The 25,150-nt window shown below is 74.8% G+C and carries 19 protein-coding genes; 7 read left to right on the top strand and 12 right to left on the bottom strand.

The window, feature by feature from the left end; all coding sequences use genetic code 11:
• The first annotated feature begins 1 nt into the window (after nucleotide 1).
• The 3 genes from OG904_RS26825 (at nucleotide 2) to OG904_RS26815 (ending at nucleotide 2,074) form a co-directional block, all read left to right on the top strand.
• The gene (locus OG904_RS26825; protein ID WP_405495185.1) at nucleotides 2–340 is read left to right on the top strand and encodes an Mpo1-like protein; all 339 of its coding nucleotides are present in this window, start codon (nucleotides 2–4) and stop codon (nucleotides 338–340) included.
• Nucleotides 341–413: 73 nt separating this feature from the next.
• Complete coding sequence (locus tag OG904_RS26820) at nucleotides 414–878, top strand: Zn-ribbon domain-containing OB-fold protein (protein ID WP_405495183.1); 465 nt, start codon at nucleotides 414–416, stop codon at nucleotides 876–878.
• Nucleotides 875–2,074: a lipid-transfer protein gene (locus tag OG904_RS26815; protein ID WP_405495181.1), complete on the top strand. Its 1,200-nt coding sequence runs from the start codon at nucleotides 875–877 to the stop codon at nucleotides 2,072–2,074. Before OG904_RS26820 ends, OG904_RS26815 begins: the two co-directional genes overlap by 4 nt.
• A gap of 192 nt (nucleotides 2,075–2,266) precedes the next feature.
• Here OG904_RS26815 and OG904_RS26810 read toward each other — a convergent pair whose 3' ends face one another.
• From OG904_RS26810 to OG904_RS26795, 4 genes are read right to left on the bottom strand one after another with little or no spacing between them, the layout of a single operon-like run.
• Nucleotides 2,267–2,893: a GTP-binding protein gene (locus OG904_RS26810; protein ID WP_405495179.1), complete on the bottom strand. Its 627-nt coding sequence runs from the start codon at nucleotides 2,891–2,893 to the stop codon at nucleotides 2,267–2,269.
• Complete coding sequence (locus tag OG904_RS26805) at nucleotides 2,874–3,296, bottom strand: DUF742 domain-containing protein (RefSeq protein WP_405495177.1); 423 nt, start codon at nucleotides 3,294–3,296, stop codon at nucleotides 2,874–2,876. The genes OG904_RS26810 and OG904_RS26805 overlap by 20 nt, the downstream gene beginning before the upstream one ends.
• 10 nt (nucleotides 3,297–3,306) lie before the next feature.
• The gene (locus OG904_RS26800) at nucleotides 3,307–3,744 is read right to left on the bottom strand and encodes a roadblock/LC7 domain-containing protein (RefSeq protein ID WP_328297520.1); all 438 of its coding nucleotides are present in this window, start codon (nucleotides 3,742–3,744) and stop codon (nucleotides 3,307–3,309) included.
• Nucleotides 3,741–6,824 (bottom strand): nitrate- and nitrite sensing domain-containing protein, encoded by a 3,084-nt coding sequence (locus OG904_RS26795; RefSeq protein ID WP_405495175.1) that lies wholly within the window; start codon nucleotides 6,822–6,824, stop codon nucleotides 3,741–3,743. The genes OG904_RS26800 and OG904_RS26795 overlap by 4 nt, the downstream gene beginning before the upstream one ends.
• A gap of 395 nt (nucleotides 6,825–7,219) precedes the next feature.
• Here OG904_RS26795 and OG904_RS26790 point away from each other — a divergent pair, with 395 nt between their 5' ends.
• Nucleotides 7,220–7,678, top strand: a complete 459-nt coding sequence (locus OG904_RS26790; RefSeq protein WP_405495173.1) for a hypothetical protein — start codon at nucleotides 7,220–7,222, stop codon at nucleotides 7,676–7,678.
• Between the two features lie 195 nt (nucleotides 7,679–7,873).
• Here OG904_RS26790 and OG904_RS26785 read toward each other — a convergent pair whose 3' ends face one another.
• From OG904_RS26785 to OG904_RS26775, 3 genes are all read right to left on the bottom strand, one after another.
• A complete protein-coding gene (locus tag OG904_RS26785; RefSeq protein ID WP_405495171.1) occupies nucleotides 7,874–12,688 on the bottom strand; it encodes a hypothetical protein in 4,815 nt (1,604 codons plus the stop codon).
• 73 nt (nucleotides 12,689–12,761) lie between these two features.
• A complete protein-coding gene (locus OG904_RS26780) occupies nucleotides 12,762–13,667 on the bottom strand; it encodes a hypothetical protein (protein ID WP_405495169.1) in 906 nt (301 codons plus the stop codon).
• Nucleotides 13,668–14,451: 784 nt separating this feature from the next.
• Nucleotides 14,452–15,957 carry a hypothetical protein gene (locus OG904_RS26775; protein WP_405495167.1) on the bottom strand — a complete coding sequence of 502 codons (1,506 nt, stop codon included), beginning with the start codon at nucleotides 15,955–15,957 and terminating at the stop codon, nucleotides 14,452–14,454.
• Between the two features lie 128 nt (nucleotides 15,958–16,085).
• Between OG904_RS26775 and OG904_RS26770 the strand changes: the two genes are divergently transcribed.
• Genes OG904_RS26770 through OG904_RS26760 form a run of 3 tightly spaced genes read left to right on the top strand, consistent with a single transcriptional unit; the run spans nucleotide 16,086 to nucleotide 18,366 of the window.
• Nucleotides 16,086–16,886, top strand: coding sequence for a LamB/YcsF family protein (locus OG904_RS26770; RefSeq protein ID WP_405495165.1), 801 nt, complete (start codon nucleotides 16,086–16,088; stop codon nucleotides 16,884–16,886).
• Nucleotides 16,883–17,503: an allophanate hydrolase subunit 1 gene (locus OG904_RS26765; RefSeq protein ID WP_405495163.1), complete on the top strand. Its 621-nt coding sequence runs from the start codon at nucleotides 16,883–16,885 to the stop codon at nucleotides 17,501–17,503. The genes OG904_RS26770 and OG904_RS26765 overlap by 4 nt, the downstream gene beginning before the upstream one ends.
• On the top strand, nucleotides 17,500–18,366 hold the full coding sequence (locus OG904_RS26760) for a biotin-dependent carboxyltransferase family protein (protein WP_405495161.1): 867 nt from the start codon (nucleotides 17,500–17,502) through the stop codon (nucleotides 18,364–18,366). Before OG904_RS26765 ends, OG904_RS26760 begins: the two co-directional genes overlap by 4 nt.
• 25 nt (nucleotides 18,367–18,391) lie before the next feature.
• Here OG904_RS26760 and OG904_RS26755 read toward each other — a convergent pair whose 3' ends face one another.
• The 5 genes from OG904_RS26755 to OG904_RS26735 all read right to left on the bottom strand — a co-directional run bounded on the left by OG904_RS26755 (nucleotide 18,392) and on the right by OG904_RS26735 (nucleotide 25,045).
• Complete coding sequence (locus OG904_RS26755; RefSeq protein WP_405495159.1) at nucleotides 18,392–19,690, bottom strand: hypothetical protein; 1,299 nt, start codon at nucleotides 19,688–19,690, stop codon at nucleotides 18,392–18,394.
• A 128-nt stretch (nucleotides 19,691–19,818) separates the two neighbouring features.
• The gene (locus OG904_RS26750) at nucleotides 19,819–21,228 is read right to left on the bottom strand and encodes a hypothetical protein (RefSeq protein WP_405495157.1); all 1,410 of its coding nucleotides are present in this window, start codon (nucleotides 21,226–21,228) and stop codon (nucleotides 19,819–19,821) included.
• Between the two features lie 100 nt (nucleotides 21,229–21,328).
• Complete coding sequence (locus OG904_RS26745) at nucleotides 21,329–21,754, bottom strand: hypothetical protein (RefSeq protein ID WP_405495155.1); 426 nt, start codon at nucleotides 21,752–21,754, stop codon at nucleotides 21,329–21,331.
• Between the two features lie 1,114 nt (nucleotides 21,755–22,868).
• Nucleotides 22,869–24,275, bottom strand: a complete 1,407-nt coding sequence (locus OG904_RS26740) for a HEAT repeat domain-containing protein (protein ID WP_405495153.1) — start codon at nucleotides 24,273–24,275, stop codon at nucleotides 22,869–22,871.
• 344 nt (nucleotides 24,276–24,619) lie between these two features.
• On the bottom strand, nucleotides 24,620–25,045 hold the full coding sequence (locus tag OG904_RS26735) for an ankyrin repeat domain-containing protein (RefSeq protein WP_405495151.1): 426 nt from the start codon (nucleotides 25,043–25,045) through the stop codon (nucleotides 24,620–24,622).
• Between the last annotated feature and the right edge of the window lie 105 nt (nucleotides 25,046–25,150).

Below are 25,150 nucleotides of genomic sequence, written 5' to 3'. Positions count from 1 at the left end.
CATGACTTTCGGTTCGTATGAAGAGTTCTGGCCCTACTACGTCGCCATGCACTCCCGCGCCGCCACCCGCTGGGTCCACCTCACCGGCACCCTCACCGGCCTCGCCCTCACCGCCTACGGGCTGGCGCGCGGGCGCGGGCGCTACCTCGCCGCGCTCCCGCTCATCGGGTACGGGACGGCCTGGCCGGCCCACTTCCTGATCGAGGGGAACAATCCGGCCAGCTTCGGCAATCCCGGGTGGTCGCTGCGCGGGGACGCGCAGATGATCCGGATGATGCTGGCCGGGCGGGACGCGGAGCTGGGCGAGATCGCGCGGAAGTGGCTCGCCGAGAACCGGTGACCGGGGGTGCGTTCCCGGGTGTTCCCGTGACAGACTTCTGACGGTTCGTCAGATGCTGCTTTCGGGAGGGGTCTTGGAACGCACACGCACACCCGTCGTCAGCGGGTGGTTCACCGGGGACGGGGCGCAGGGCGCGGAGGGCGGCTTCCGGCTGCTCGGCACCCGGTGCTCCGCCTGCGCCGCCGTGTTCTTCCCGCGCGAGGACGCGTACTGCCGCAATCCGCACTGCCCGGGCGGCGGCGAGCTCACCGAGACGCCGCTCTCCCCGCGCGGGCGGGTCTGGTCCTACACCGACGGCCGGTACCGGCCGCCCGCGCCGTACGTGTCCGACCCGGACACGCCCTGGACCCCGTACACCCTGGTCGCCGTGGAGCTGGAGGCCGAGGGGATGGTCGTGCTGGGGCAGGCGGCGCCCGGGGTGACCGTCGCCGATCTGACGGTCGGGACGGAGGTCGAGGTGGTCGGCGGCGTGCTGAACGAGGACGCGGACACCACCTGGACCACCTGGCACTTCCGGCCCGTGGGGGTGGACGGATGAGCGGCTCCACGGCGGACATCGCCGTCCTCGGGGCCGGTATGCACCCGTGGGGCAAATGGGGCCGCAGCTTCGTCGAATACGGCCGGGCCGCCGCCCGGGCCGCGCTATCCGACGCCGGGCTCGACTGGACGGACGTGCAGTCCATCGTCGGCGCCGACACCGTGCGCTCGGGCTACCCCGGCTACGTGGCCGGAGCGACCTTCGCCCAGGCGCTGGGCTGGCAGGGCGCCCGCGTGACCAGCGTGTACGCGGCCTGCGCGTCCGGCGCCCAGGCCATCGGCGCGGCCCGGGCGCAGATCCTCGCCGGACTGGCCGACGTCGCCCTGGTGGTCGGGGCGGACGCCGCGCCCAAGGGGTTCTTCGCCCCGGCGGGCGGGAACCGGTCGGACGACCCGGACTGGCTGCGCTTCCGGGTCCTGGGGGCCACCAACCCGGCGTACTTCGCGCTGTACGCCCGTCGGCGGATGGCCCTGTACGGGGACACCGGTGAGGACTTCGCGCAGGTCAAGGTGAAGAACGCGGCGGCCGGGCTGCTGAACCCGAACGCCCGCTACCGCAAGGCCGTGACGGCCGAGGAGGTGGCCGCCTCGGCCGTCGTCGCCGATCCACTGCGGCTGCTCGACATCTGCGCCACCTCCGACGGGGGCGCGGCGCTCGTGCTGAGCAGCATGGACTTCGCGCGCTCGCGGGGGGTCGCGGACCCGGTGCGGATCCGGGCCGTGTCCACGGTGACGCCCACGTATCCCCGTACGGTGCTGGACCTCCCGGACATCGCCACCGACTCGACGACCGCCGTGGCGCCCGTGCCCGGCTCCTTCCGCGCCTCGATCGCGCGGGCCGCGTACGAGGAGGCGGGGCTGGGGCCCGACGACCTCTCGCTGGCGGAGGTCTACGACCTGTCCACCGCCCTGGAGCTCGAGTGGTACGAGGACATCGGCCTGTGCGGGGAGGGCGAGGGGGCCAAGCTCGTACGGGAGGGCGCGACCGCGCTCGGCGGACGGATCCCCGTCAACACCAGTGGCGGGCTGGCGTCGTTCGGGGAAGCCGTCCCGGCCCAGGCCATCGCGCAGGTGTGCGAACTGACCTGGCAGCTCAGGGGTACGGCCGGAGAGCGGCAGGTGGCGGGGGCGCGGGCCGGGATCACCGCGAACCAGGGGCTGTTCGGCCACGGGTCGGCGATCGTCGCCGTCAGGTGATGCCACGCGTTCGCTGTCCGAACGCTTGACGGCCCCCGACGGCGGGTTCACACTCTCTCCACAGTCCCGCTCCGCGACCGGGACCCCGGATCCCCCCATGAGAGCTGCGGCCCGTACCCCAGTCGGCGGGGGTACGGGCCGCCTCCATGCGCGGGCCCCGCGGGGGCGGGGCGAAGGGGCGGCGGGCGGGGGCTACGCCCCCGCCGTCAGGCTCCGGCGCCGGGCCCTGGCCAGGGTCATCGCGTGCTCCACGACCCCCACCAGGACGTCCTTGACCGATTCCCGGTCCCGCGCGTCGCACAGCAGCACCGGTACCTCCGGAGTGAGGTCGAGGGCCTCCCGCACGGACACCACGGGGTACTGCTCGGCGCCGTCGAAGCAGTTGACGGCGACCACGAAGGGGATCTCGCGCCGTTCGAAATAGTCGATGGCGGCGAAGCAGTCGGCGAGCCGGCGGGTGTCGGCGAGGACGACGGCGCCGAGCGAACCCTGCGCCAGCTCGTCCCACAGGAACCAGAACCGGTCCTGTCCGGGCGTGCCGAACAGGTAGAGCACCAGGTCCTCGCGGAGCGTGATGCGCCCGAAGTCCATGGCCACGGTCGTGGTCTTCTTGCCCTCCACTCCCCCGGTGTCGTCGATGCCGAGGCCCGGTTCGGAGAGCCGTTCCTCCGTCCGGAGCGGTCTGATCTCGCTGACCGCACTGACCAGGGTGGTCTTGCCCACCCCGAAACCGCCCGCGACCAGGATCTTCAGGGTCAGCGGCTCGACCGGCGTCACGGCATGCATGGCGCCGGTGCGGCTAGAGCGCCCGAAGGCCATCGATCACCTCACGCAGAATGGATTCGTCGGGCAGTTCGGCCGGCGGGACCGGCCGGGTCACGTGGACCAGTTCGTCATCGACGAGATCGCCGATCAGGACGCGGACGACCCCGACCGCGAGGTCGACGTCGGCCGCGAGTTCCGCGACCGACTGCGGGCGGCGGCGGCACAGCCCGAGGATGTGGGCGTGTTCCGGGGACAGGGTCGCGTCCCAGACCGGATCGTCGGCCGCGGGTTCCGCGACGACGAGGGCGATCAGGTCGAGCCGGTGCTGGCCGGCGTGGCTGGTCCGGCCGCGGGTCATCGCGTACGGACGCACTACGGGACCCGCGTCGTCGTCGAACCACTGGCCGGCAGTGGCGTCGGGGGTGCGCGCGGGGTGGTCCTGGCCTGAATCGCTCATGCCGTCCGACTCACCCTCCGGCTGGCAGCCCGGTGCGCGGGGCGGTCGCCAGGTGGTCACCGACGCGCTTGACCATGAGCGTCATCTCGTACGCGACCTGGCCGACGTCGGAGTCGGCGTCGGCGAGCACCGCCAGGCAGCTGCCGTCTCCGGCGGCCATGACGAAGAGGAACGCCTCGTCGAGCTCGACCACGGTCTGGCGGACCTTGCCGGACTCGAAGTGGCGGCCGACGCCCTTGGCGAGACTGTGGAAGCCGGAGGCCACGGCCGCCAGGTGCTCGCCGTCCTCCCGCGTGAGGTCGTTGGAGGTGCCGGTGGGCAGGCCGTCGCCGGAGAGGACCACCGCCTTGCGGATGGATCCGACCTTGTCGACGAGCTCGTCGAGGAGCCAGTTGAGCGGGCCGGAGCCGCGGCCCCTGGTGTCGTTGCCGGACTGCGGTGCGGTCATCGACCGTCCCCTTCGTTCTCGTATCCGGGACCGCCGGCGGCAGGGGTGCCGGCCGCGGTTCCGGACTGGTGTGTCGCTTGGTGCCGTGCGTCCTGCTGTGCGTCCTGCTGTGCGTCCTGGTGTGCGTCCTGCTGCGCGTCCGGCTGCTGGTCCGGCTGCCGGACCGCCCGCTCCGCGCTCTGGTCGGCCTGTTGTGCCTGCTGACGCGCGTGCTGGTCGCGGCCGGCCGTCCAGCCGCGCTGGAGTGCGGACATGCGGCGGCGCACGTCCTCGGCGTCGCGGTCCGCTCCGGGGTCGGCGGCGGCTCCGGCGGGCGCGGCGGCCGGGGCGTCCTTGAGCTGGGGCGCGAGGCTGGCCTGGCGGATCCGGCGGGGCAGGGTCGTGGCCCTGACCGGGCCGGAGGGGGCCGGGCCGGAGGGGACCGGGCCCGGGGCCGCCCGGCCCGGTTCCGCGGGGTCCGGCGCGGGGTCCGGGACCGCCGAGACGGGGCGGGGCTCCACCCGGCGGCCGTGTTCGGCGACCAGGGTCGGGGTGGGACGGCGGCGCGGCAGCGGGACGGCTCCCGGGGCGCGCGGGCCGTCGGGGCGGGCGGAGTCGGCGCGCGCGGGCTCCAGGCGGACCGGTCCGGTGGGCGGCAGGGGCTCCCGCTCGCGGTGGTCCCGGTCGCGGCGGTCGCGGCCCGCGTCCCGGTCGGCGAGCCTGGCTCCGGCCCGGTCGGCGGCGGGGTCGGCGGAACGGTCGCCCTTCCAGAGCCCCGTGCGGTCGGCGGAACCGTCCGCGGACCGGTCGCCCATGCGGTCGGCGGAGCGGTCGCCCTTCCAGTGCCCGCCGCGCTCGGTGTGCCGCTCCGTGTGCGGGCGGCCGGCCGGGCGCAGGCCGAGCAGCGCGCTGCGCGACGTACCGTTCGGCGGGGTCTCGTCGTCCAGGGTGGCCATGACGGGCCGCCCCTTGGCCCCGGAGGCCCCGGAAGTCCCGGAGGCTCCGCCGGGCCCGACGGAGCCCGCGATGCCGCTGGAGGCGTCCTCCAGGGCCGTGACGGGCTCGTCCAGCCCCAGCATGCCGATCGGTGCCTCCAGCTCGACGGGGCCGCGCAGTTCCGCGCCGGCCGGGAGCCGGCGGCCGGCGGCCGCTCCGCCCACGGCGGCCGCGGGACGGGCGGAGCCGCCCGGGTTGCCCACGGCCTTGCCGCCGGCCAGCCGGATGCCGGTGCCGTTGGTCTCGGGGGCTTCCGTCAGCAGGGCCGACGGGAGGAAGACCACCGCGGTGGTGCCTCCGTAGGGGCTGGTCTGGAGACGGACCTTGACGTCCTGGCGCTGCGCGAGGCGGCAGACCACGAACAGGCCGAGCCGGTCGGTGTCGGAGAGCTCGAACTCCGAGGTCTCGCCCAGCCGGAGGTTCGCGTCGAGCAGTGCCTCGGGGGTCATGCCGAGGCCACGGTCGTGGATCTCCAGGGTGAAGCCGTTGGCCACGCGTTCGCCGAGGACCTGGACCGCCGTGTGCGGCGGGGAGAACACGGTGGCGTTCTCCAGGAGTTCGGCGATGAGGTGGGTGACGTCGGCCACGGCGGGGCCGCCGATGCCCAGGCGCGGCAGCCTGCGCACCTCGATGCGCTCGTAGTCCTCCACCTCGGCGACGGCGGCCCGTACGACGTCCATCAGCTGGACGGGCTTGCGCCACTGGCGGGAGGGCGCGGCGCCGGAGAGGATCACCAGGCCCTCGGCGTGCCGGCGCATGCGGGTGGTCATGTGGTCGAGGCGGAAGAGGTCGGCGAGCTCCTCGGTGTCCTCGGTGCGCCGCTCCATGGTGTCGAGCAGGGTGAGCTGGCGGTGCAGCAGCACCTGGTTGCGACGGGCCAGGTTGACGAAGACCTCGGAGACGCCCCGGCGGAGCTCCGCCTGCTTGACGGCGGCCTCGATGGCCGCGCGCTGGAGGGTGTTGAGTGCCTGGCCGACCTGGCCGACCTCGTCCTTCTCGTACTCCAGGCGGGGCGCCTCGGTCTCCACGTCCACGTGCTCGCCGGCGGCGAGGCGGCGCATGACGCCGGGGAGGCGGACGCCGGAGACCTCGTGGGCCTCCTTGCGGAGCCGGGAGAGGTCGCGGATCAGCTCGCGGCCGATGCGTACGGACAGGACGAGGGAGACGACGAGGGCGATGAAGCCGAGGATTCCGGCGACGGCGGCCTGGACCAGGACGTTCATGGCGACGGGTTCGACGCGCTTCTGGTAGCGGTCGCCGGCGGCGGTGCCCATGGTGGCGAGGTCGTCGAGGACCTTGCGGGTGGCCTCGTCCCACTGGGCGGCGGTGACGTTGCGGGGGTTGTGGCTCGCCCCCTGGGCGATGAACCGTTCCTCCGACTCGCGCAGGGCGCGGCTCTCGGGGTTGTTCCAGTACTGCTCGAACTGCTCGCGGTCGGCGGCCGGGAGGATCGCGAGGTTGAACTCGTAGAGCAGCTTGCGGTTGGCGGCGAAGTCGCCGACGTGCCGCACGTCGGCCAGGGTGACGTTGCGGGCCGCGAGGGCTCCGGCGACGAGGGCGTCCTCGCGCGAGAGGGTTTCGCGGGCGCGGGTGATGCCGACGAGGGCGCGGCCCTCCTTGTCCATCTCCACGTTCTGGAGCGCGTGGAGGTTCATGAGGAACTCGTAGCAGGGGTCCACGAGCCGGTTGTAGAGCTCCAGCGCCTGGTTGGTGTCCAGGGAGCCCCCGTCGACCGCTCCGCGCAGTGCGCCGATGCCGTGGAAGGCCTCGAGTATGGAGTTCAGGCGCCGGGCGGCGGGCGGCGCGAGCTCGTCGAGCACGTCGGGGTCCCGGGCGTCGGCGGTGATCCTCTCGACCGCCTCGTCGGTGGCGGCGCGGCGCTTGACCAGCTCGGCGGTGGCCGCGGAGGCGCGGGGGTCGCCGATGACCACGAGGGTCTGGCGGCGTTCCTTCTGGATGACGCGGACGACGTCCTCGACGGGGTAGCCGACCTTGTCGATGACGTAGGCCACGCCGAGCAGTTGGACGGCCTGGCGGCCGGTGATCACCGTTGCGAAGCCCCAGAGGGCGGTCAGGGAGACGAGCGGCACAAGGAGCAACGCCACGATCTTCCGGCGGATGGACTTCCCGCGAAAGCGCATGGACTCCCCAGCCTCCCCAGCTCAACCCCGTTGTCGGGGGTCGATGTTCCGTCATTTAAACGGCGTGAGCCTACTACTGCCACGGCGCACCTTCGAAGGCGTGTCCGGAGGTTTTCGGCCGGAGCCCCGGTCGAAGATCACGAGTTGTCCGATAGATCCGGTGAAGTGCAGCCCGATATGTGGCAGATGACACCTGGTGGGGTGTCAGTTCCCAGAGCGGAATGGATGGCTGGAATTCTTCGTTCCGCGATGTTCCGGGGCTGCGGGCACGTCCGGGATCCGGGAATCTCCGGACCCCCTCGTACGTCTACCTGTTCGGGGCGGGCATGACTGGCCGCAGGGAGGGGAGTGTGCGGACCATGGCGAAGAAGTACGAGGACGGTGCCGCGGGGAGCGCAGCGGCACCTGGACGGGTCCTGTGGGTGGACCAGCCCGCGGGGCGGCGGCGCATGCCGGACCCGGTGCGGAGCTCCGCCGTGCGCGCGGTGCTGATCGTCGCCGTGACGCTGACGGACGCGACGATCTCCTTCTTCCTGACCCTCACCGGCTCCTGGCTGGCCTTCCCGCTGGCGCTCGGCGCGATAGCGGGGACGGTCGTGGCCACCTGGGGCGTGCTGGACGTGCTGATCACCCGGCAGATGTGGAACCAGCGCCACGGAGTCGTCTCGGAGCCGAGCAGCACGGCGCGGGGACGGCGGCGCGAGCGGCGCCGGGCCCGCCTGGAGGCCCGGTCGGCGCCCCCGCTGCCGCCGCGCATACCCGCGCGGGGCGAGGCGACGGGCATCTGGCCGCCGCGGACGGGAACGGGGCGGGGGTAGCCGGCGGGGCCTCGCGCCCGCTCCCGTACCCCCGGCCCGCGAGCCCGGCCCGCGACCCTGGCCCGCGACCCCCGGGCCGTACCCCCGGGCTGTGCCCCCGGCCCGTACCCCCGGCCCGGCTTCCGCCGGACGGAGTCCGCCGCGGCGGCGCGAAGCCGGGGAGGCCCTCCGGGGCCGGGTCGCGCGAGCCGTGCGTCAGGAGGACGTGCTGCGGCGGAACATGCGGGTCGCCGTGATCTCGCCGTGGATCGTCTCCTCCTCCGGGGACTGCTGGGGCAGGCCCGGGCGCAGGTGTTCCTCGACGCTGATGTACTTCAGCCCCGCCCGCAGGTCGGCGTCGTTGCGCAGCCGGATGACCAGCGGGAACTCGGCGAGCGCCGTGGTGTCGAACAGGCCCGTGGTGTACAGCAGCTGGACGCCGAGCGCGTCCGAGACGGCCCGCTGGAGTTCCAGCAGGTACGTGGCGTTCGCGCGGCCGATCGGGTTGTCGAGGAAGAGCGTGCCCGCGTGCCGGTGCTTGTCCCGGCCCCGGTCGTTGCTGCGCAGCGCCGCCATCGTGCAGTACAGCGCGATCGCGGCGGTGAGCAGCTGGCCGCCGGAGAAGACGTCGCCCATCTGCCCGACCGGGACCCGCTCGGCGCGCAGCACCGCGTCCGGCTTCAGGATCTCCACCGCGATGCCCTTGGGCTCCAGCGCCGCCTGGACCCCGTGCAGGAGCAGCGACATGCCGTCGCGGCGGCCCTCGCCGAAGGAGGCGGTGCTGTTCTTCTTCACCGCGGCGCGGGTCGCCTCGTCGATGACCTCGCCGAGCCGCTCCGTGAGGGTGGCCTGGTCGGGCTCCTCGAAGCGGATGCGCAGGAACTCCTGGCCCGACCACTCCCCCAGCCCCTCGGGCAGCTGGGAGAGCCGCTGGGCGGAGCGCAGGGTGGCCAGGGCCGACTCCACGAGTCCGCGCAGCCGGTCCACGATGCTGTCGCGGTTGCGCTCCAGCTGGGCGAGCTCGTCGGTGAGGACGCGCAGCCGGGGGGCGAAGGCGACGGCCCAGGCCGCCGCGTGCTCGGGCAGGGCGGATGCGGGCAGTTCGCGGATCTGCTGGCGCGCGGGGGTGCGTACCTGCTCGTAGCGGTTGGCGTTGGCGTGCCGGACCAGGATGTCGCTCGCCTCGCGGACGGCGGCCTCGGCGGCCGACAGGTCGGCGGCGCAGCCCCGTAGCGAGCGGCGGGCCTCGGTGGCCGACTGGCGGGCCTCCTCCAGACTGCCGTGGTGGGCCACCGGCTCCTGCTCGTCCTCCTGGTGGGTGTGGTCGCGCAGGAGGTCCCGCAGCATGGCCGCGGTCTCGTCGAAGCCGCCCGCGCCCTCCTCGGCGGTGCGGTGGGCGCGCAGCAGGTCCGCGTGGGCCGCGCGGGCGGACTCCACGGCGGCGCTGTGGGCGCCGAGTTGCGCGGTGGCGGTGCGGAGCATGGCCTGGGCGTCCTCGACGTGCTCGGGGATCAGCTCCTCGGGCAGCTCGGTGTGCGCCTCGCCCTCGGCGGGCGCATGCCGTTCGGCCTCGCCGCGCAGCCGGCCGAGCTGCTCGCTCGCGGTGGAGGCGCGGGTCTCCAGCATCTGTACGAGGGCTTCGGCGCGGGCCGCCGCGGCCTGCCGGGAGGGGCCGTCGGCGCCGTCGGTGCCTTCGAGGAGCTGGGCGGCGCGGGTACGGACCTTGTTGGTGAGGCGGTCGAGCTCGGCGAGGGCGACGCTCTCGTCGCTTTCGGCGCGGGCCTGTTCGGAGCGCAGGTCGGCGCCGACGCCGACCTTCTCGTAGAGCTGGGAGGCGGCGCGGTAGGCCTCGCGCAGGGCGGGGAGCGGCGCCTTGACGGTGTCCCCCTTCTCCGCGGGGGCTTCGGGCAGCGGGTCGGGCGCGCCGGCGATCTCCGCCCGCTCGGCGCGCAGGGCGCGGGCGGTGCGGCGGGCGTCGTCGGCGGTGCGCTGGGCGGCGCGGCGGTCCTCGTCGGCCGCGCGGGCCCGGTCGAGGCAGACCTCGGCGCGGGCCTCGGACTCGGCGGCGTCGTCGGCGAGTTCGCGCAGCCGGGTCTGCCAGCCGGCGCGCTCGCGCAGCCGGTAGGCGAGGCCCGCGAGGGCGTCGGCGACGCGGCGGGCGCGCTGGGCGGTGTCCTGGCGCTCGTCGCGCACGCGGGTGGCGTCGGCGGCGGCCTCGTCGGCTTCGGCGCGGACGGTACGGGCCTCGGCGAGCTCGGCGTCCGTCTCCTCGGCGAACGTACGGGCGGCGGCGGCCTGCTCCGCGAGCTCGGCGAGGCGGCCGGACGGGCAGTTGGTCCGCCAGGAGGCGAGCCGGGCGGCGAGCTCGCGGTCGCCGGACAGCCGGGCGGCCAGCTCGCGGATCTCGGTGTCGCGGGCGGTGGCGCGGGCCCGCAGCGCCTGGCGCTCCTCGTCGGCGGCGTGCTCGTCGTGCATGGCCGGGTTCGGCGAAACGATGAAGATGCCGGACACCGCGTCGGCCGGGTCGCCCGCGGGCACCGGTGCGAGCAGGGCCGCGGCCGTGCCGACGGCGACGGTGGAGCGGGGCAGCAGGGCGGCGCCGGAGAGGACTTCGCGGGCCCGGGCGTGGGTGTCGGGGTCGGTGATGACCACGCCGTCGACGAGTTCGGGGCGGGCGGCGAGGACGGCGGCGTGGTCGGCCGGGTCCACGGACTGGGCGAGGTAGCGCCAGCCGGGGAGGGCCGGGATGCCGTGCTCACCGAGGTACTCGACGGTGGCGAGCACGTCGGGGCCGGGCGGGAGCAAGCCGCCGTCACCGAGGGCCCCGAGGATGCGGGAGTCGTCGGCGGCCGCGGTGCGCAGCTCGAAGAGCTGGCGTTCGGCGGTCGCGACGCCACGGGTCAGCAGCTCCCGCAGCTCGTCGGCGCCCCGGTCGAGGTCGGCGACCGTGAGCCCGTCGGCGGATGCGAGGCCGGCCGGGACGGCGGACGCCGCGTCCTCGGTGCGGCCGGTGGCAGCGGTGGCTCCGCCGCCCGTAGGCCCGGCGGGGCCGGTGGGCGCCTGGCCCCGGACGCCGCTGCCGGAGGCGGGAGCCGCCTGGCCCCCCGGCCGGCCGGGGGCACCGGACCCGGCACCGCCCGCACCGGCCGCACCGGCCGCCCCGGCCGCCCCGCCAGCTCCGGCAGCCTCCGGGAGGCCCAGCAGGTCGGCCAGGCGCGGGGTGGCGGCCAGGTGCTCGGCGGCCCGGTACTCAGCGTCGTGGGCGGCCTCGGCGGCGTCGGCGGCGTCCGCCGCGCGGGCGGCGGTGAGCTCCGCGCGGGACTCCACCGCCGCTGCTTCGCGGGCGGCCTCGGCCGCGCCGCGGGCGGCCTCGCGGGACTCGTCCCAGGCGGCCACGGCCGTCTTCTCGGCGTCGGCGGCGGCCAGCGCGGCGCGCGCCGGGTCGGCGTCGGGTGCGGAGTCGTCGAGCCAGCCGGCCCGGACGGCCTCGGCGGTCTCCTGCTGGACCTCGGCGAGCCGGGCGCGCAGGTGCTCGGCCTCGCTGCGGGCACGCTGTGCGGCCGTGGCGGCGGCGGTGGCGTCGCGGTGGGCGGCCTCGCCGGTCTCCTGGAGGACGGCGGAACGCTCCTCCTCCTCGTTGGCCGCGCGCTCGCCCTGCTCGGCGGCGGCGTGCAGGGCCCGTACGAGCTCGGTGGCGGCGGTGGCGCGGGCCGCCAGCGCCGGGGCGGCGTCCCGCTCGGCCTCCAGGATCGCGACGGCGACCCGGGCGGAGCGGTCGGCGGCGGCGCGGTGGCGCAGGACGTGCTCGGCGGCCTGCCAGGCGGAGTGCAGGGTGCGGGCTTCGAGGAGCTCGCGGCGCTGCGCGGCGGCGGCCTTGTCGGCGACGGTCAGGGCCAGCGAGGCGTGCCGGTAGGCCAGTTCGGCGGAGACGGCGGCGCTGCGGGAGCGGGCGGACTCGGCGGCGGTGACCTCGTGCGCGGCGCCCGTGACCCGCTGCGCGAGGTCGGCGGCGCGGCCGCGCTCGGCGGCCGCGCGGGCGGACAGCCGCCGGGCGAGGGAGCGCGTGCGGCGTTCGGCGCCGGCGTGGACGTCGCGCAGCCGGGAGCGGGTCTCCGCGGCTTCGACGATCTTCGTGAGGAGGTCCACGGAGCCCGCGGTGAACTCCCGCTCGGCCATCAGCTCGGCGCGGCGGCCGAGCTTGTTGCCGAAGCCGTGGACCAGGTCGGCGAGACCGTCGGTGTCGCGGGTGTCGGTGACGGCGCGCAGCAGCAGGTCGGTGAAGTCGGAGTCCTTCTTCACCGCGAAGAGTCCGGCGGCCTCGCCCTCGTCGGCGTTCATCTCGCGCTGGTAGCGGAAGAGTTCGGGGTCGAGGCCGACCTCGGTGAGGTGCTCGTTCCAGCGGTCGTGGATCTCCTCGAAGTACACCTCCAGGTGCGGGTACGCCTTGCCGGCCTCGGTCAGGGCGTCGCGGAAGCCCTTCATCGTGCGGCGCCGGCCCCGGGCGCCGGAGACCCCCTCGGCGGGCGGGCGGACCGAAGTGGCCTCGGCCACCGGGAGGTTGTCGAGGCTGAGCCCCGGGCCGGGGCGGAAGGAGTACCAGGCCTCGGCGAACTTGCGCGGGTCGTTGGAGACCTGCCGGCCGCGCCATTCGCTGACCTTGCCGACGACCACGCACTCGCCGGTCTGGGTGTGCTGCCATTCCAGCGCCACGTGGCCGCAGTCGTCGGCCAGCAGGAACTTGCGCAGCACGCCGGAGCTGGCCCCGCCGAGGGTGTTGCGGTGGCCGGGCAGCATCACCGAGAAGATCAGCTTGAGCAGGACGGACTTGCCGCCGCCGTTCTCCAGGAAGAGCACGCCGGCGGGCGCGGGGCGGCGCGGCGGGCCGGTGGGCTCGTCCTCGAAGAACTCCGCCTGCGCGGGAGCCGGGTGGGGCACCGGCTCGCCGACTCCGCGCAGGTCGAGCACGGTGTCGGCGTAGCGCGCGCCGGCGGGCCCGATGGAGTAGAGGCGGATCCGGGACAGCTCGTACATGGCGGCGGACTCTCGTGGTGTCTGGGTGGCGGGGCGCTGGGCGCGGGGCGTACGGCGGCGGGCGGCGGGCGGCTCAGGCGTGGAACGGCAGCCCGGCGTCGGCGGCGAGCTCGAGGTCGTCGCCCTCGGGCGGCGGCAGGAGGCTGGCCGAACCGTCGCTGACGGGGACCACTCCCAGCTCCAGCAGCTCGGCCATGGCGGCGCTGCCGGCCATGTCGCGGACCTGGAGCTGGTAGCGGGGGGTCGTACGGTACGTGCCTCCGGCATCGTCCCCGGTGCGCTGGAGGAAGCCGGAGTCGGTGAGGAAGGCGGCGGCCTTGCCGACGATGCCGGTGGTGGAACCGGCCAGGCGGCGGGCGTCCTTGGTGGCGCCGGTCGCGCTGCGGCGGGCGTAGACCCGCCAGGCGGCTTCCAGGCCGGGGGCGTCGGAGGCCGGGTCGGTGTTCTCGCCGAGCTCTTCGGCGCGCTCCTCCAGGCGGCGGCAGGTCTGGCGGACGAAGGCGTCGACGCCGTTGACGGTGATCCGGCCGATGTAGCCGTCGTCGGCGAGGTCCTCGGGCCGGGGGAAGGCGAGGGCCGCGACGGCGAGGTGGGCCAGGCCGTGCAGGAAGCGGTCCGCGGAGTCTGCGGTGGCGCGGCGGGCGTAGTCGCCCATGCGGACGGCGAAGACGGAGTCCTCGTCGGCGGCCACGGCCATTCCGGCGCGGGGGGACACCTCCAGGACGACCAGGCCGAGGCCGGTGGCGACGGCGTCGGCGATCCGGCCGAAGGCGGGGTCCTCGCGGTAGCGGCGCAGCAGTTCGGCGTACTCGGCGTCGCGGGCGGGCAGCAGCTTGGGCTGGAGCCCGAAGGCGACGAGCCGGGCCGCGTCGGAGGCGTCCGCCGGGGTCACGGCCGGCCCCTGGGCGGCAGCGCCCGCCGGAGCCGGCTGCGCGTCGGGCTCGCTCCACGCGGGGTGCTCGGCGTGGTGGTCGCTCACGGGTACGTCTCCTCGGCAGTGCGGGTGTTTCGGGTACGAGTGCTGCGGGTCCGGGCGCTGCCGGTGCGGGTGTTTCCTGTACGAGTGCTGCGGGTCCCGGCGCTGCCGGTGCGGGTGTTTCCTGTACGAGTGCTGCGGGTCCCGGCGCTGCCGGTGCGGGTGTTTCCTGTACGAGTGCTGCGGGTCCCGGCGCTGCCGGTGCGGGTGCCGGTGCTGTGCGGCGCGGCCGCTTCGGCGGAGGAGGAGCTTTCCCCACCCCGCCCCTTCCCGAAAGCGGGGGCGAGCCCCCACACCCCCGGGTGGCGGTGAGCCGGGGCCTGTGCCCCTGCGCCGGGGATGACCGTGCGAGCCGGCCCGGGCGCCGTAACGGGCAGCCCCGCCGCCCGAAGGACTCCCGACCCGGCCGGGCCCTCGACGCGGCCCGGCTCCGTGGTGTCGGCGCGGCACGGTCCCGAAGTACCGGCGCGGCACGGTCCCGAGGTGCCGGCGCGGCCCGGTCCCGAAGTACTGGCGCGGCCCGGTCCCGAGGTGCCGGCGCGGCCCGGCTCCGAGGTGACGACGCGGCCCGGTCCCGAGGTGCCGGCGCGGCCCGGTCCCGAGGTGCCGACGCGGCCCGGCTCCGAGGTGCCGGCGCGGCACGGTCGCGGAGTCGCGGCAGCAGTTCGCTGCGCGGGCAGGCCCGAGGGTGGGGGCCCGGCGGCCGTCGGGGCGGCCAGGCGCGCGGACGACGCTCCCCCGCGCACGTCTGCGGAGCAACCCGTCCAGCGACCCGGCGAGGGCGGAGTCACGCCGCCTCCGTGCGGTCCGCCGTCATGGCCGCCGCGTCCAGGAGGGCGGTGCCGACGATGAGGTCCGCGCCGCCGAACTCCGGGTCTTCGAGCTGCGTGCCGTCGTCCACCGCGAACAGCAGCCGCTCCTCGCCCTGGCGGTACGCCGTGCCCACCGCCGGGCTCGCCGCGTGCACGGCCAGCAGGGCGACCAGGTAGGGCAGTTCCGGGTCGGCGCGGCGGGCTTCGGCCAGCAGGCCGGACAGCCGGCGCGGGGCGTCGTACGGGAGCTCCAGGAGCTCCATCGCGGCGGCGAGCTGCTCCTCGCTGAAGCGGCTGTCGTCCGGGGTGGCGATCAGGTCCGGCTCCGGCATCTCGACGCCGAGGTGCTCCCGCTCCACGGGCGGGGTCAACAGGATCTCGACCAGGTCCGCGACGCGCACCGAGACCGGGGTCCGCAGTCCGGCCCCCGCCGCGAAGAAGGCGTCCGTGACCCGGGAGGCCCGGGCGACCGGCAGCGGCAGCACCGGGGCCACGAGCTGCCCGTACAGGTCGATCCCGGAGCGCGGCGCGGGCGCCGCGAAGGCCTGGCGGTCCTGTTCGGCGCGGAAGAGCGGGCCGGCGTCGAGCAGCCGGGACTGCAACTGCGTGTGACGGCGGATGCAGTCCTTGACGATGTCGACGAGCTCGGCGGCGCGCCGCTTGTTGTCGGGCTCCTCCGCCTCGTCCCGCGCCTTGCGGATGTTGGTGAGGATCGCGTTCTCGTGCCGGTAGCGGTCGGCGACGTGGTCGAGCGCCTCGGCGATCATGTCGGGGACGGTCACCAGCCAGTCCACCGCCCGGACGTTGCGCCGGGTCGCGTCCAGGGTGCGGCGCAGGGTCTCGGCGTACTGGACGGTGCGGTAGCGGGCCTGTTCGGCGGCGAGCTGGGCGTCGGCTAGCCGGCCGCGGCTGATCAGGACCTCCAGTTTGACCTCGGCGGCGATCTGCGCGCTGGTGACGTCCGTGTCGAGGGCGCCGACCAGCACGTTGACGGCTTCGTCGGTGGTGCGCAGGTAGACCGCGCCGCCGTAGCCCGGCACTTCCTCGATCAGCTTGAAGTCGTAGTCCCGGCGGACGTACACCCCGTCCGGCCCGAACGTGCCGTAGATCGCCCGGAACCCCCGGTCGACGCTGCCGACGTTGATCAGGTTCTCCAGCACCCAGCGGGCCACCCGCTCGTGCTCGGCCGCCGGACGGGCCGGCGCCTGGGCGGCGACCCTGGGCAGCAGCCTGGCCACTATCTGCTCGTGGTCGGCGCCGGTGTCGAAGTCCATGTTGAGCGTGACCAGGTCGATCGCGGACAGCGCGACCTCCGCCATCGCGTAGACCCCGTACTCGCCGGCCAGATTGGCCTTGCGTACGTCGAGGTCGTGCAGCGGGGCGGTGCAGGCGAGCGCGCGCAGCCGCCGGGCCAGGCCCTCGTCGGCGGCCGGGCCCGGCGCCGGGGAGGGAAGGGTCTTCGCCGGGGCAGGGAGAGTCACGGGCAAAGACTAGGCGCTGACCCTGACAACATCCCAAACGGGATGGTTCGCCCGATCCTCCGGCCGACCACCCGCGTCCTGCCGGTGGACCACCCGCGCGGGCCCGCGCCCTGTTCTACGCTCACCGCATGGCTCCCATGATCACACCGGACACCCCGGCGGTCACCCCCGTGATCGACCTCAACGCCGACCTCGGCGAAGGCTTCGGGCGGTGGACGCTGACCGACGACGAGGCCCTGCTGTCCGTCGTCACGAGCGCCAACGTCGCCTGCGGCTTCCACGCCGGCGACCCGTCCATCATGCGCCGCGTCTGCGAGCTGGCGGCCGCGCGCGGGGTACGGATCGGCGCGCAGGTCTCCTACCGGGACCTGGCGGGCTTCGGCCGCCGCGCCATGGACGTGCCGGCCGGGGAGCTGGCCGACGAGGTGGCCTACCAGATCGGGGCGCTGGAGGTCTTCGCGCGGGCGGCCGGCTCCGCGGTGTCGTACGTGAAACCGCACGGCGCGCTCTACAACCGCACCGTGCACGACGCCGCCCAGGCCGGCGCCGTGGTCTCCGGCGTCCTGCTCGCGGCCGGGCCCGCCGGGCTCCCGGTGCTCGGCCTGCCCGGTTCGCAGCTGCTGGCCGCCGCCGGGCGCGCCGGGCTGGCGCCCGTCCCGGAGGCCTTCGCCGACCGCGCCTACACCCCCGCGGGCACCCTCGTACCGCGCGGCGAGCCGGGCGCCGTGGTCCACGACCCGGAAGCCGTGGTGGCCCGCGCCGTGTCCATGGCCGCCGGGCACGCGGTGACGGCCGCCGACGGATCCCGGATCCCGGTCGCCGCCCGTTCCCTGTGCCTGCACGGGGACACCCCGGGGGCGGCGGAGCTGGCCCTGCGCGTCCGGGAGGCGCTGGGCGCGGCCGGGGTCCGGATCGAGGCCTTCGCGTGAGGGCGCTCGCCGTGGGAGCCGGGGCGCTCCTGCTGGAGGTCGGCTCGGCGCAGGAGGTGGCCGCGCTCCACGCGGAGCTGCTGCGCCGGCGGGACGCGGGCGAGCTGGGCGGCGTACGGGACATCGTGCCCGCCGCCCGGACCGTGCTGCTGGACGGCGTGCGGGAGCCGCTCGCCCTCGCGGCCCGGATCTCCCGCTGGGAGGTGGCGCCGCTCGCGGCCACCGACGGGCCGCCGCCGGTGACGGTCCCGGTGCGCTACGACGGGCCGGACCTGGCGGAGGTGGCCGGGCTGTGGGGGGTGCGGCCCGGGGAGGTGGCGGGCATCGTCGGCGCGATCGGCTTCCGGGTGGCCTTCTGCGGGTTCGCCCCGGGATTCGGCTACCTCACGGGGCTCCCCGCCCGCCTCCACCTGCCCCGGCGCGCGACGCCCCGTACCGCGGTCCCGGCGGGCTCGCTGGCCCTGGCCGGCGAGTACGCGGGGGTCTACCCGCGCTCCTCCCCCGGCGGCTGGCAGCTGATCGGCTCCACCGACGCGGTGCTGTGGGATCCGGCGCGCGAGCCGGCGGCGCTGTTCGTGCCCGGGGTACGGGTGCGGTTCACGGAGGCGACGGCATGAGGGCCCTGGAGGTCGTCCGGGCGGGTGCGCTGACCACCGTCCAGGACCTGGGCCGGCCCGGCTGGGCGCACCTCGGTGTACCCCGGTCGGGGGCCCTCGACACGGGGGCGCACGCGCTGGCGAACCGGCTGCTGGGCAATCCGCCGGGGGCCGCCACGCTGGAGACGACCCTGGACGGCGTGGCGCTGCGGGCGGTCGGCGGTCCGGTGACGGTGGCCGTCACCGGGGCGCCCTGCGCGGTACGGGTCTGCGGGCGCGCGGCGGCCTGGGGAGCCCCGGTCCTGCTGCGCGCCGGGGCGGAGCTGGAGGTGGGCCGGGCGGAGTCGGGAGTGCGCGGCTACGTGGCGGTGCGGGGAGGGTTCGCGGTCGAGCCGGTCCTGGGCAGTCGCTCGGCCGATCTGCTGTCGGGCCTGGGGCCGCCGGTCCTGTCGGTGGGGGCGATGCTGCCGGTGGGGCCGCCCGGTCCGGATCCGGTGGCCGGGGTGGACGTCCTGCCCGCGCCGGGCCCGCCGCGGGAGCTGGTGCTCCCGCTGCGGCTGGGTCCGCGGGCCGACTGGTTCGAGCGGGACTCGGTGACGGAGCTCCTCCTGCGGGCCCCGTACCGCGTCTCGCCCGCTTCGAACCGCATCGGCCTGCGCACGGAGGGTCCGCCGCTGGTCCGGTCCCGGGGCGGCGAACTCCCGAGCGAGGGCATGGTGCTCGGCGCGGTCCAGGTCCCCCCGGACGGCCGGCCGGTGGTGTTCCTGGCCGACCATCCGGTCACCGGGGGCTACCCGGTCGTCGGGGTCGTCCCGCCCGGCCGGGCGCTCGACGCGGCGGCCCAGGCCCGGCCGGGGCTGCCGCTGCGCTTCGTGCGGGTGTGAGCGGGTGTGAGCGGGTGTGGGCGGGTCAGATCAGCGTGTTGTAGATGTTCCAGCCGCCGCCGACCTGAAGGCGCTTGCCCGTGAGGTTGGGGCCCTTGGCCTCGTACATCCAGAGGATGCCGTCGCGGTCCCGGGCCAGCAGCTCGTTGCCCGGGCGGCCGTTCTTTTCCCCGCCGTAGACGAGGGCGGTGAAGGGACCGAACCCCGTACCGAACTGCCGCCGGGGCTTGATCGGGCCGGGGGCGGTCCGGAAGTCCCCTTCGAAGATCCACAGGACGCCTGCCGCGTCCCTGGCCAGGATGCCGTTGGGGAAGGCGGTGAGGCTCGTGTACTGGTTCCAGCCCCCGCCGAGGCTCACCCGCGCCTGGAACGGCCGGTCCGAGCTGCCGGTGCTCCGGTAGTACCACAGGACGCCGTCGCGGTCCCGGGCCAGCAGGTCGGACCCGCGGCCCTCGCCGAATCCCATGCCGACGATGGAGGTGTACTGGCCCCAGCCGCCGCCCACGAGCTTGCGGTTCTTGAGAGGACGGTCCGCGTTGCCCGTGCCCTCGTAGTACCAGAGCTGTCCGGCGGCGTCGCGCGCGACCAGATTGCCCTTGAGATGGCTCTCACCGTTGTAGCTGGGGCCGGTGCGCACGATCGTGTCGTAGATGTTCCAGCCGCCGCCGACCCTGGTGCGCGGCTTGTACAGGGCGCTGTCGAGCTTGCCGTCCGACTCGTACTGCCACAGCACCCCGGCGGCGTCACGACCGTAGAAGGTCGGGCGGACGGACGCCACGGCCTTGACGAAGTCCACCTTGGCGGGAGCCGAGGCCAGGGCCGTCCCGGCGGCGTCGGTCACCCGGATGACGCCGCTCATGGAGCCGAACAGGTTGTCGGCTGCGTTCATCTGGAATTCCCAGACGACCGTCCGGCCCGTGGTGCCCGGGACGGCGACGGCCGTGGGCAGGTCGAGGTAGGTGGTGTCGTCGTCGTCCTCGGTGCGGCCGCCGAAGAACTTGCAGGGGGCGGCGGAGCCGCCGTTCAGGGAGCAGGCCACGTTGCCGAAGCCGCTGATCATCCTGGCGGGGGTGTCCCAGCCCGCTCCCGGATAGCGGTTGAAGGCCAGTTGGGCCTTGACGTCACCGGTGAGGCCGGCGGGAAGCGTGGCGGTGAAGCGGACCTTCGAGGGCGGCGCCTCGCCGATGCGGACGTCGGCGGACCCACCGTCCTGGACGACGGTCACCGGAGCGGGATTCTCCGCGCCCGCCTTCGCCGGCGGCGTGGCCGCGGAGGCCGGGGCCAGCGGAGCGGTGACGCTCGCGAGGACGGCGATGCCTGCCACCAGCGCGAGTCGCGTACGGCCAGAGGCACGTCGAGCGGTGTTCACAATTCCCCCATGGAACATGAGTGCGTACGGGTGCGTACGGGTGCGTATGAGCGGGTGCGAGTTCGCATGCGTGTGAATGCGTGTCAGATGAGCAGGCCGTAGACGTTCCAACCGCCGCCGACCAGGACCCGCTTGCCCGTGAGGAGGCCCCGGCTGGTGCCCTGGTACATCCAGAGCTTTCCGTCGCGGTCCCGGGCCAGCAGGTCCTCGGTGTAGCGCCCGGTCTTCATCCCGCCGTAGGCGAGGCCGGTGAAGGCGCCGAAGCCGGTGCCGACCTTGCGCCTCGGCTCCAGCGGGACCGTGCCCGCGGCGGTGCTCCTCTTGGCCTGGTAGTGCCACAGGGTGCCGGCCGCGTCCTTCGCCAGGATCCCGTCGGGGAAGGGCACGAGGCTCGTGTACTGGTTCCAGCCCCCGCCCACGCGCACGCGCCCCTCGAAGGGCCGGTCCGGATTCCCGGTGCCCCGGTAGAACCACAGGATCCCGTCACGGTCCCGCGCCAGCAGGTCGTCGGTCTTGTCCAGGCCCACGTCGCCCACGCCGACGATCGACGTGTACTGGCCCCAGCCACCGCCCACCGGCTTGCGGGACCTGAACGGAGCCGCGGGATCGCCGCTCTGCTGGTAGTACCAGAGCTGCCCGGCCGCATCGCGGGCCACCAGGTCGGTGCCCGCGCCCTTGGCCCCGCTGCCCACGTACGAGGAACCGAGGCGGGTGATCGTGTCGTAGGCGTTCCAGCCCCCGCCGATCCGGGTGCGCGGCTGGTACGCGGCGCTGTCGAGCTTCCCGTCGGACTCGTACTGCCACAGCACCCCGGCGGCGTCACGACCGTAGAAGGTCGGGCGGTGGGTCGAGCGCCCCATGACGAAGTCCAGCTTCACGGGCGCGCCGGCCAGGGCCCTGCCGGAGGCATCCGTCAGATTGATCTTGCCCTTCATGAACTCGGCCGCCCAGAACGGGGCGTTCGTCCTCAGCACCCACGTGACCTTCCGGCCCTGGCCCGCCGGGGCGACGGTGGCCGCGGGCATGTCCAGGTAGAGGGTGAACTCGGTCTCCGGGGTGGTGCCGCCGAAGAACCTGCACGGCGAGCCGGGGACCCCGTCCACGAGGCAGCTCGTGTTGGTGAAGTTGCCCATCGTCCTGGACGGGAAGGGGTCACCTCCCTCGGGGAACTCGTCGAGCGCCAGCTGGGCCTTGACGGTCCCGGTGAACCCCGCCGGCAGCTCGGCGGTGAACCGGACCTGCGAGGCCGCCACGTCACCGGTGGCGATCTCACCGGTTTCCTGGACCACGGTCACGGGCGCGGGGTTCTCCGCACCCGCCCTCACGGCCGGGGCGACGGCGGAAGCCGTGGCCAGCGGGGCCGTCACGGTCGCGAGGACGGCGACGCCCGCGACGAGCGCGAGTCGGGTGCGGCCGGAAGCGCGTCGAGCGCGTCGAGCGGTGTTCACAATTCCCCCGTGGAACTTCGTACGGCACAGAGCAAGATCGTTCACCAGTACGACACCTCCGCTTCCCCGAAGGTTGTAGGCCGGCCGAAAAGTTTCGGGGAAGCGGACGTGCGGGCGGACGGACGCCTCGGATCAGCCGGGCGCCTCAGATCAGCAGGGTGTAGACGTTCCAGGCGCCGCTGATCAGGGTGCGCTTCCCGGTGAGGGTCTTGCGGTCGTCCCGGACGTTCGTCATGCCCTCGTAGAGCCAGAGGTTGCCGGCGCGGTCCCGGGCCACCAGGTCCGCGTGGCCGGCGCCGGTCTTGGCACCGCCGAAGGCCAGGGCGGTGAACGAACCGAACCCGGTGCCGTACTTCCGCCGGGGGTCGAGCGGGCCCCCGACGTTCGCGATCGAGGCGTCGTAGATCCACAGGACGCCCGCCGCGTCCCTGGCCAGGATGCCGTTGGGGAATGCGGTGAGGGACGTGTACTGGTTCCAGCCCCCGCCGAGGCTCACCCGCGCCTTGAACGGCCGGTCCGGATTGCCGGTGCCCTGGTAGAACCACAGGACGCCGTCGCGGTCCCGGGCCACCAGATCGTCGGCCGCGCCGGGTGCGGCCGATGCCGACGATCGACGTGTACTGCCCCCAGCCGCCGCCCACCAGCTTGCGGGGCTTGAACGGGGCCTCCGGCTTCTCCGTGCCCTCGTAGTACCAGAGCCGCCCGGCGGCGTCGCGGGCGACCAGGTCGCCCTCGGACGGGCTTTGACTGCCCGCGGTGGTGCGCCCGAGGCGGGTGATCGTGTCGTAGGCGTTCCAGCCGCCGCCGACCCTGGTCCGCGGGCCGAAGGCGGCGCTGCCCGCCTTTCCGTCGGACTCGTACCGCCACAGCACCCCGGCCGCGTCACGGCCGTAGGAGACGGACCGGAGGGGGGAGACGCCCGCGACGAAGTCCATCGTGGCGGGAGCCGAGGCCAGCTCGGCCCCGGCGGAATCCGTCAGGTCGATCACGCCCGTCATCGCGCCGTAGACGCTGTAGGGGGCGGCGTCCATCTGGAGTTCCCAGACGACCGTCCGGCCCCCCGGTCCCGGTACGGCGCCGGCCGCGGGCAGGTCGAGGCGCAGGGTGCCCCTGGCGCCCTCGGTCGGGCTGTCGACGAACGGGCACGGCGTGCTGGTGCCGCCGTTGACGGAGCAGAGGGTGTTCTTGAAGGCGGACTGGTTGAACCAGGTGGAACCCAGGGGGCCCATGGTCGTGCTCGGGAGGTGCTGGAAGACCAGGCGGGCCCGTACCTCACCGGTGAGACCGGCGGGCAGCGTGGCGGTGAAACGGATCTTCGACGCGGGGGCGTCGCCGGTGGCGACATCGCCCGAGCCCTCCTGGACCACGGTCACCGGCGCGGGGTTCCCCACCTCCGCCCGGGCACCGACCTGCACGACCGGGGTGACGGCGGAAGCCGTGGCCAGCGGAGTCGTCACGCTCGCGAGGACGGCGAGGCCCGCGACGAACGCGAGCCGGGTACGGCGGGTGGAGCGTCGAGCAGTGTTCAAAGGGTTCCCCGAATGACTGTGCGTGTGCGTGTACGCGTTCGCGTGTACGACACGTCAGCCCGCTCCGGGGTTGTACGGCGGGTGAACGCAATCTCACCCGGGGTTCACCGCGGGCGGGACCGGTTCCCCGGAGCCCGCCCGCGCACCGCGGCGCGGCTACACGGCCGACTCCGGGGCGATCCGGCTGCGTACCGCCGACTGCACGTCCTCTTCCTCCGCGGGATCCGCCGCCAGGCGGCGCAGGCGCGGGGCGACGCGGGCGTCGGCCGTTTCGGCGTGGCGGGCGGCCACCTCGCGGGTGGTCTCCTCGCAGTCCCAGAGGCACTCCACCGCGAAGCCCGCCGCGAAGGAGGGGTCCGTCGCCGCCAGGGCCCGTGCGGCGCGGCCGCGCAGGTGGGACGAGGCCGTCTCGCGGTAGATGTGGCGCAGCACCGGCGCCGCGCAGCTGATCCGGAGCCGGCCGGCCCCGTCGACCAGGGCGAACAGGGCCGGTGAGTCGGGCCCGGTGCCGCGGACCGTGGAGCGCAGGGCTCCGAGTACCAGGGGCGCGTCGGGGGCCTCGCCCCGGGCGGCCAGGAGGGTCGCGGCGGCCGTTCCGAGGGCGTCGGGGCGGTGGACCCAGCGCCGGGCCCGCTCGACGGCTCCGGGGCCGCACATGCGCTCGTAGGCGGCTACGGCGGGCTCGTCGCCGGCGGCTTCGATGAGGTCCAGCACGGCCGGGTTCTCCGGCTCGGCCAGGACCAGGTGGTGCAGCGCGGTGGCGCGGGCGGCCTCCCCGGACGCGCCGGCGGCGGCCGCGAGGATCGCGGAGCGGTCCTCGGGTCCGGCCACGGCGGCCAGGCAGCGGGCGGCCGGGACGTGCAGGGGGGTGCCCCGGCGCAGTCCGTCGGCGGCCCAGTCGAAGACGGCCTGGACGCCCCAGCCGGGCTGGGGGCCGCGCGGGGTCAGCTGGCGCTGCCAGCGGTCGAAGGAGCCCTGCTGGCGGGCGGCTCTCAGGCGTTCGGCGTACTCGTTGGCCTCCGCCGCCTCTTCCCACAGGCGCCAGGGCCTGGGCTCGTAGGCGTCGCGGACGGCGGCGGCCAGCCGCGCCTCGCCCTCGGCGGTGGCGGGGAAGCGGGCGAGGACGGGGCCGGCCAGGGAGCGCAGTCCCCCGTCGTCGTCGCGCAGGGCGAGCTCGTCCAGGGCCCAGGCCCAGTTGGCGCCCGTGGCGGCGTAGCGGCGCAGCAGCATGAGCGCGTCGTCGCGGCCGTAGGAGGCCAGGTGGCCGAGGACGGACAGGGCGAGCCCCGTGCGGTTCTCGTCCTCGTCGAGGAGGTCGTCGACGCCGAAGAGGTGGGCCTCGATCTCGCCCAGGGGGCCGTCGAGGTCCAGGTAGAGCCTGGCGTAGTACAGGGAGCGGTTCTCGACCTGCCAGTCCTGGCGCGGATCGCCCGCCACGCACTGGTCGAGCGCCGCGAGGGCCTCGGCCCTGGGCGCCGCGAGTGCGTGCAGCGTGCCGTCGCCGCGGCCCCGCTGGAGGAGCCCGAGCAGGGTGCCGCTTGGCGCTATGACTGGTTCGAACATGGGAATGGCCTCAAATCAAGCTGGGGACGCAACCGGGAATCGGAATTCACAGGGCCGCGTAACAGCATGTGAGGACGTCCGCCGTCTTGTTCCGCTCGATGTAGACCATTGCCTTCTCACTCTCGTCGGTGCTTCTCGGCCAGGGCGGCGGTCCCCCGGCAGGAGTGGGGGTCGGACACCCGTTGTGTCCTGCCCGCTCCTGCCCGTCCGTCCTGTCCGCGAATCGAATCCGACGCCATGATGACCCAGGCGGTTTGTGCGCCGCGACCACATTTAAGGCCGCCGTGACCAACCCGTGAGGTCTGGACCGGTCACGGGCCCGGCCAGGAACGGCCAAAAACGGACTACTTGGCTCCGAAAAGTTCCAGCAGGTCGGCCTTGGCGAACATGCGCGCCGTGTCGACGGCGGAGGGTGTTCCGGCGTTCGGATCGGCGCCGCCGGCGAGCAGTGCGCGGATGACGGCCTCCTCGCCCTTGAAGACCGCTCCGGCGAGCGGGGTCTGGCCGCGGTCGTTGGCGCGGTCGGCCTCGGCGCCGCGGGCCAGCAGGGCCGTGACGGCCCCGGCGTGGCCGTGGTAGGCGGCGAGCATGACGAGGGTGTCGCCGCGGTCGTTGGTGAGGTTCGCCGGGACACCCGCGTCGAGGTACGCGGCGAGGGTCTCGGTCTCACCCTGCCGGGCGAGGTCGAAGATCTTGGTGGCCAGCTCGATGACGTCCTCGTCGGGAACGTCCGGGGAGACCTGGGAGCCGTTCTCGACGTGCTCACTCATCGGTCGTACCGCCTTTCACGGGCAGGGGTGCGCACGGCACTGCATCCGTACGGGTGAATCGCCAGAGTAGCGCCCGGACCTGCACATGAGCGGCCCGGGCCGAGG

The organism is Streptomyces sp. NBC_00096 (genome assembly GCF_045041305.1).
In the GTDB taxonomy this organism is placed as follows: Bacteria; Actinomycetota; Actinomycetes; order Streptomycetales; family Streptomycetaceae; genus Streptomyces.
The sequence above is the reverse complement of the archived record's forward strand: the minus strand, read 5'-3'. Positions and strand labels throughout refer to the sequence as shown.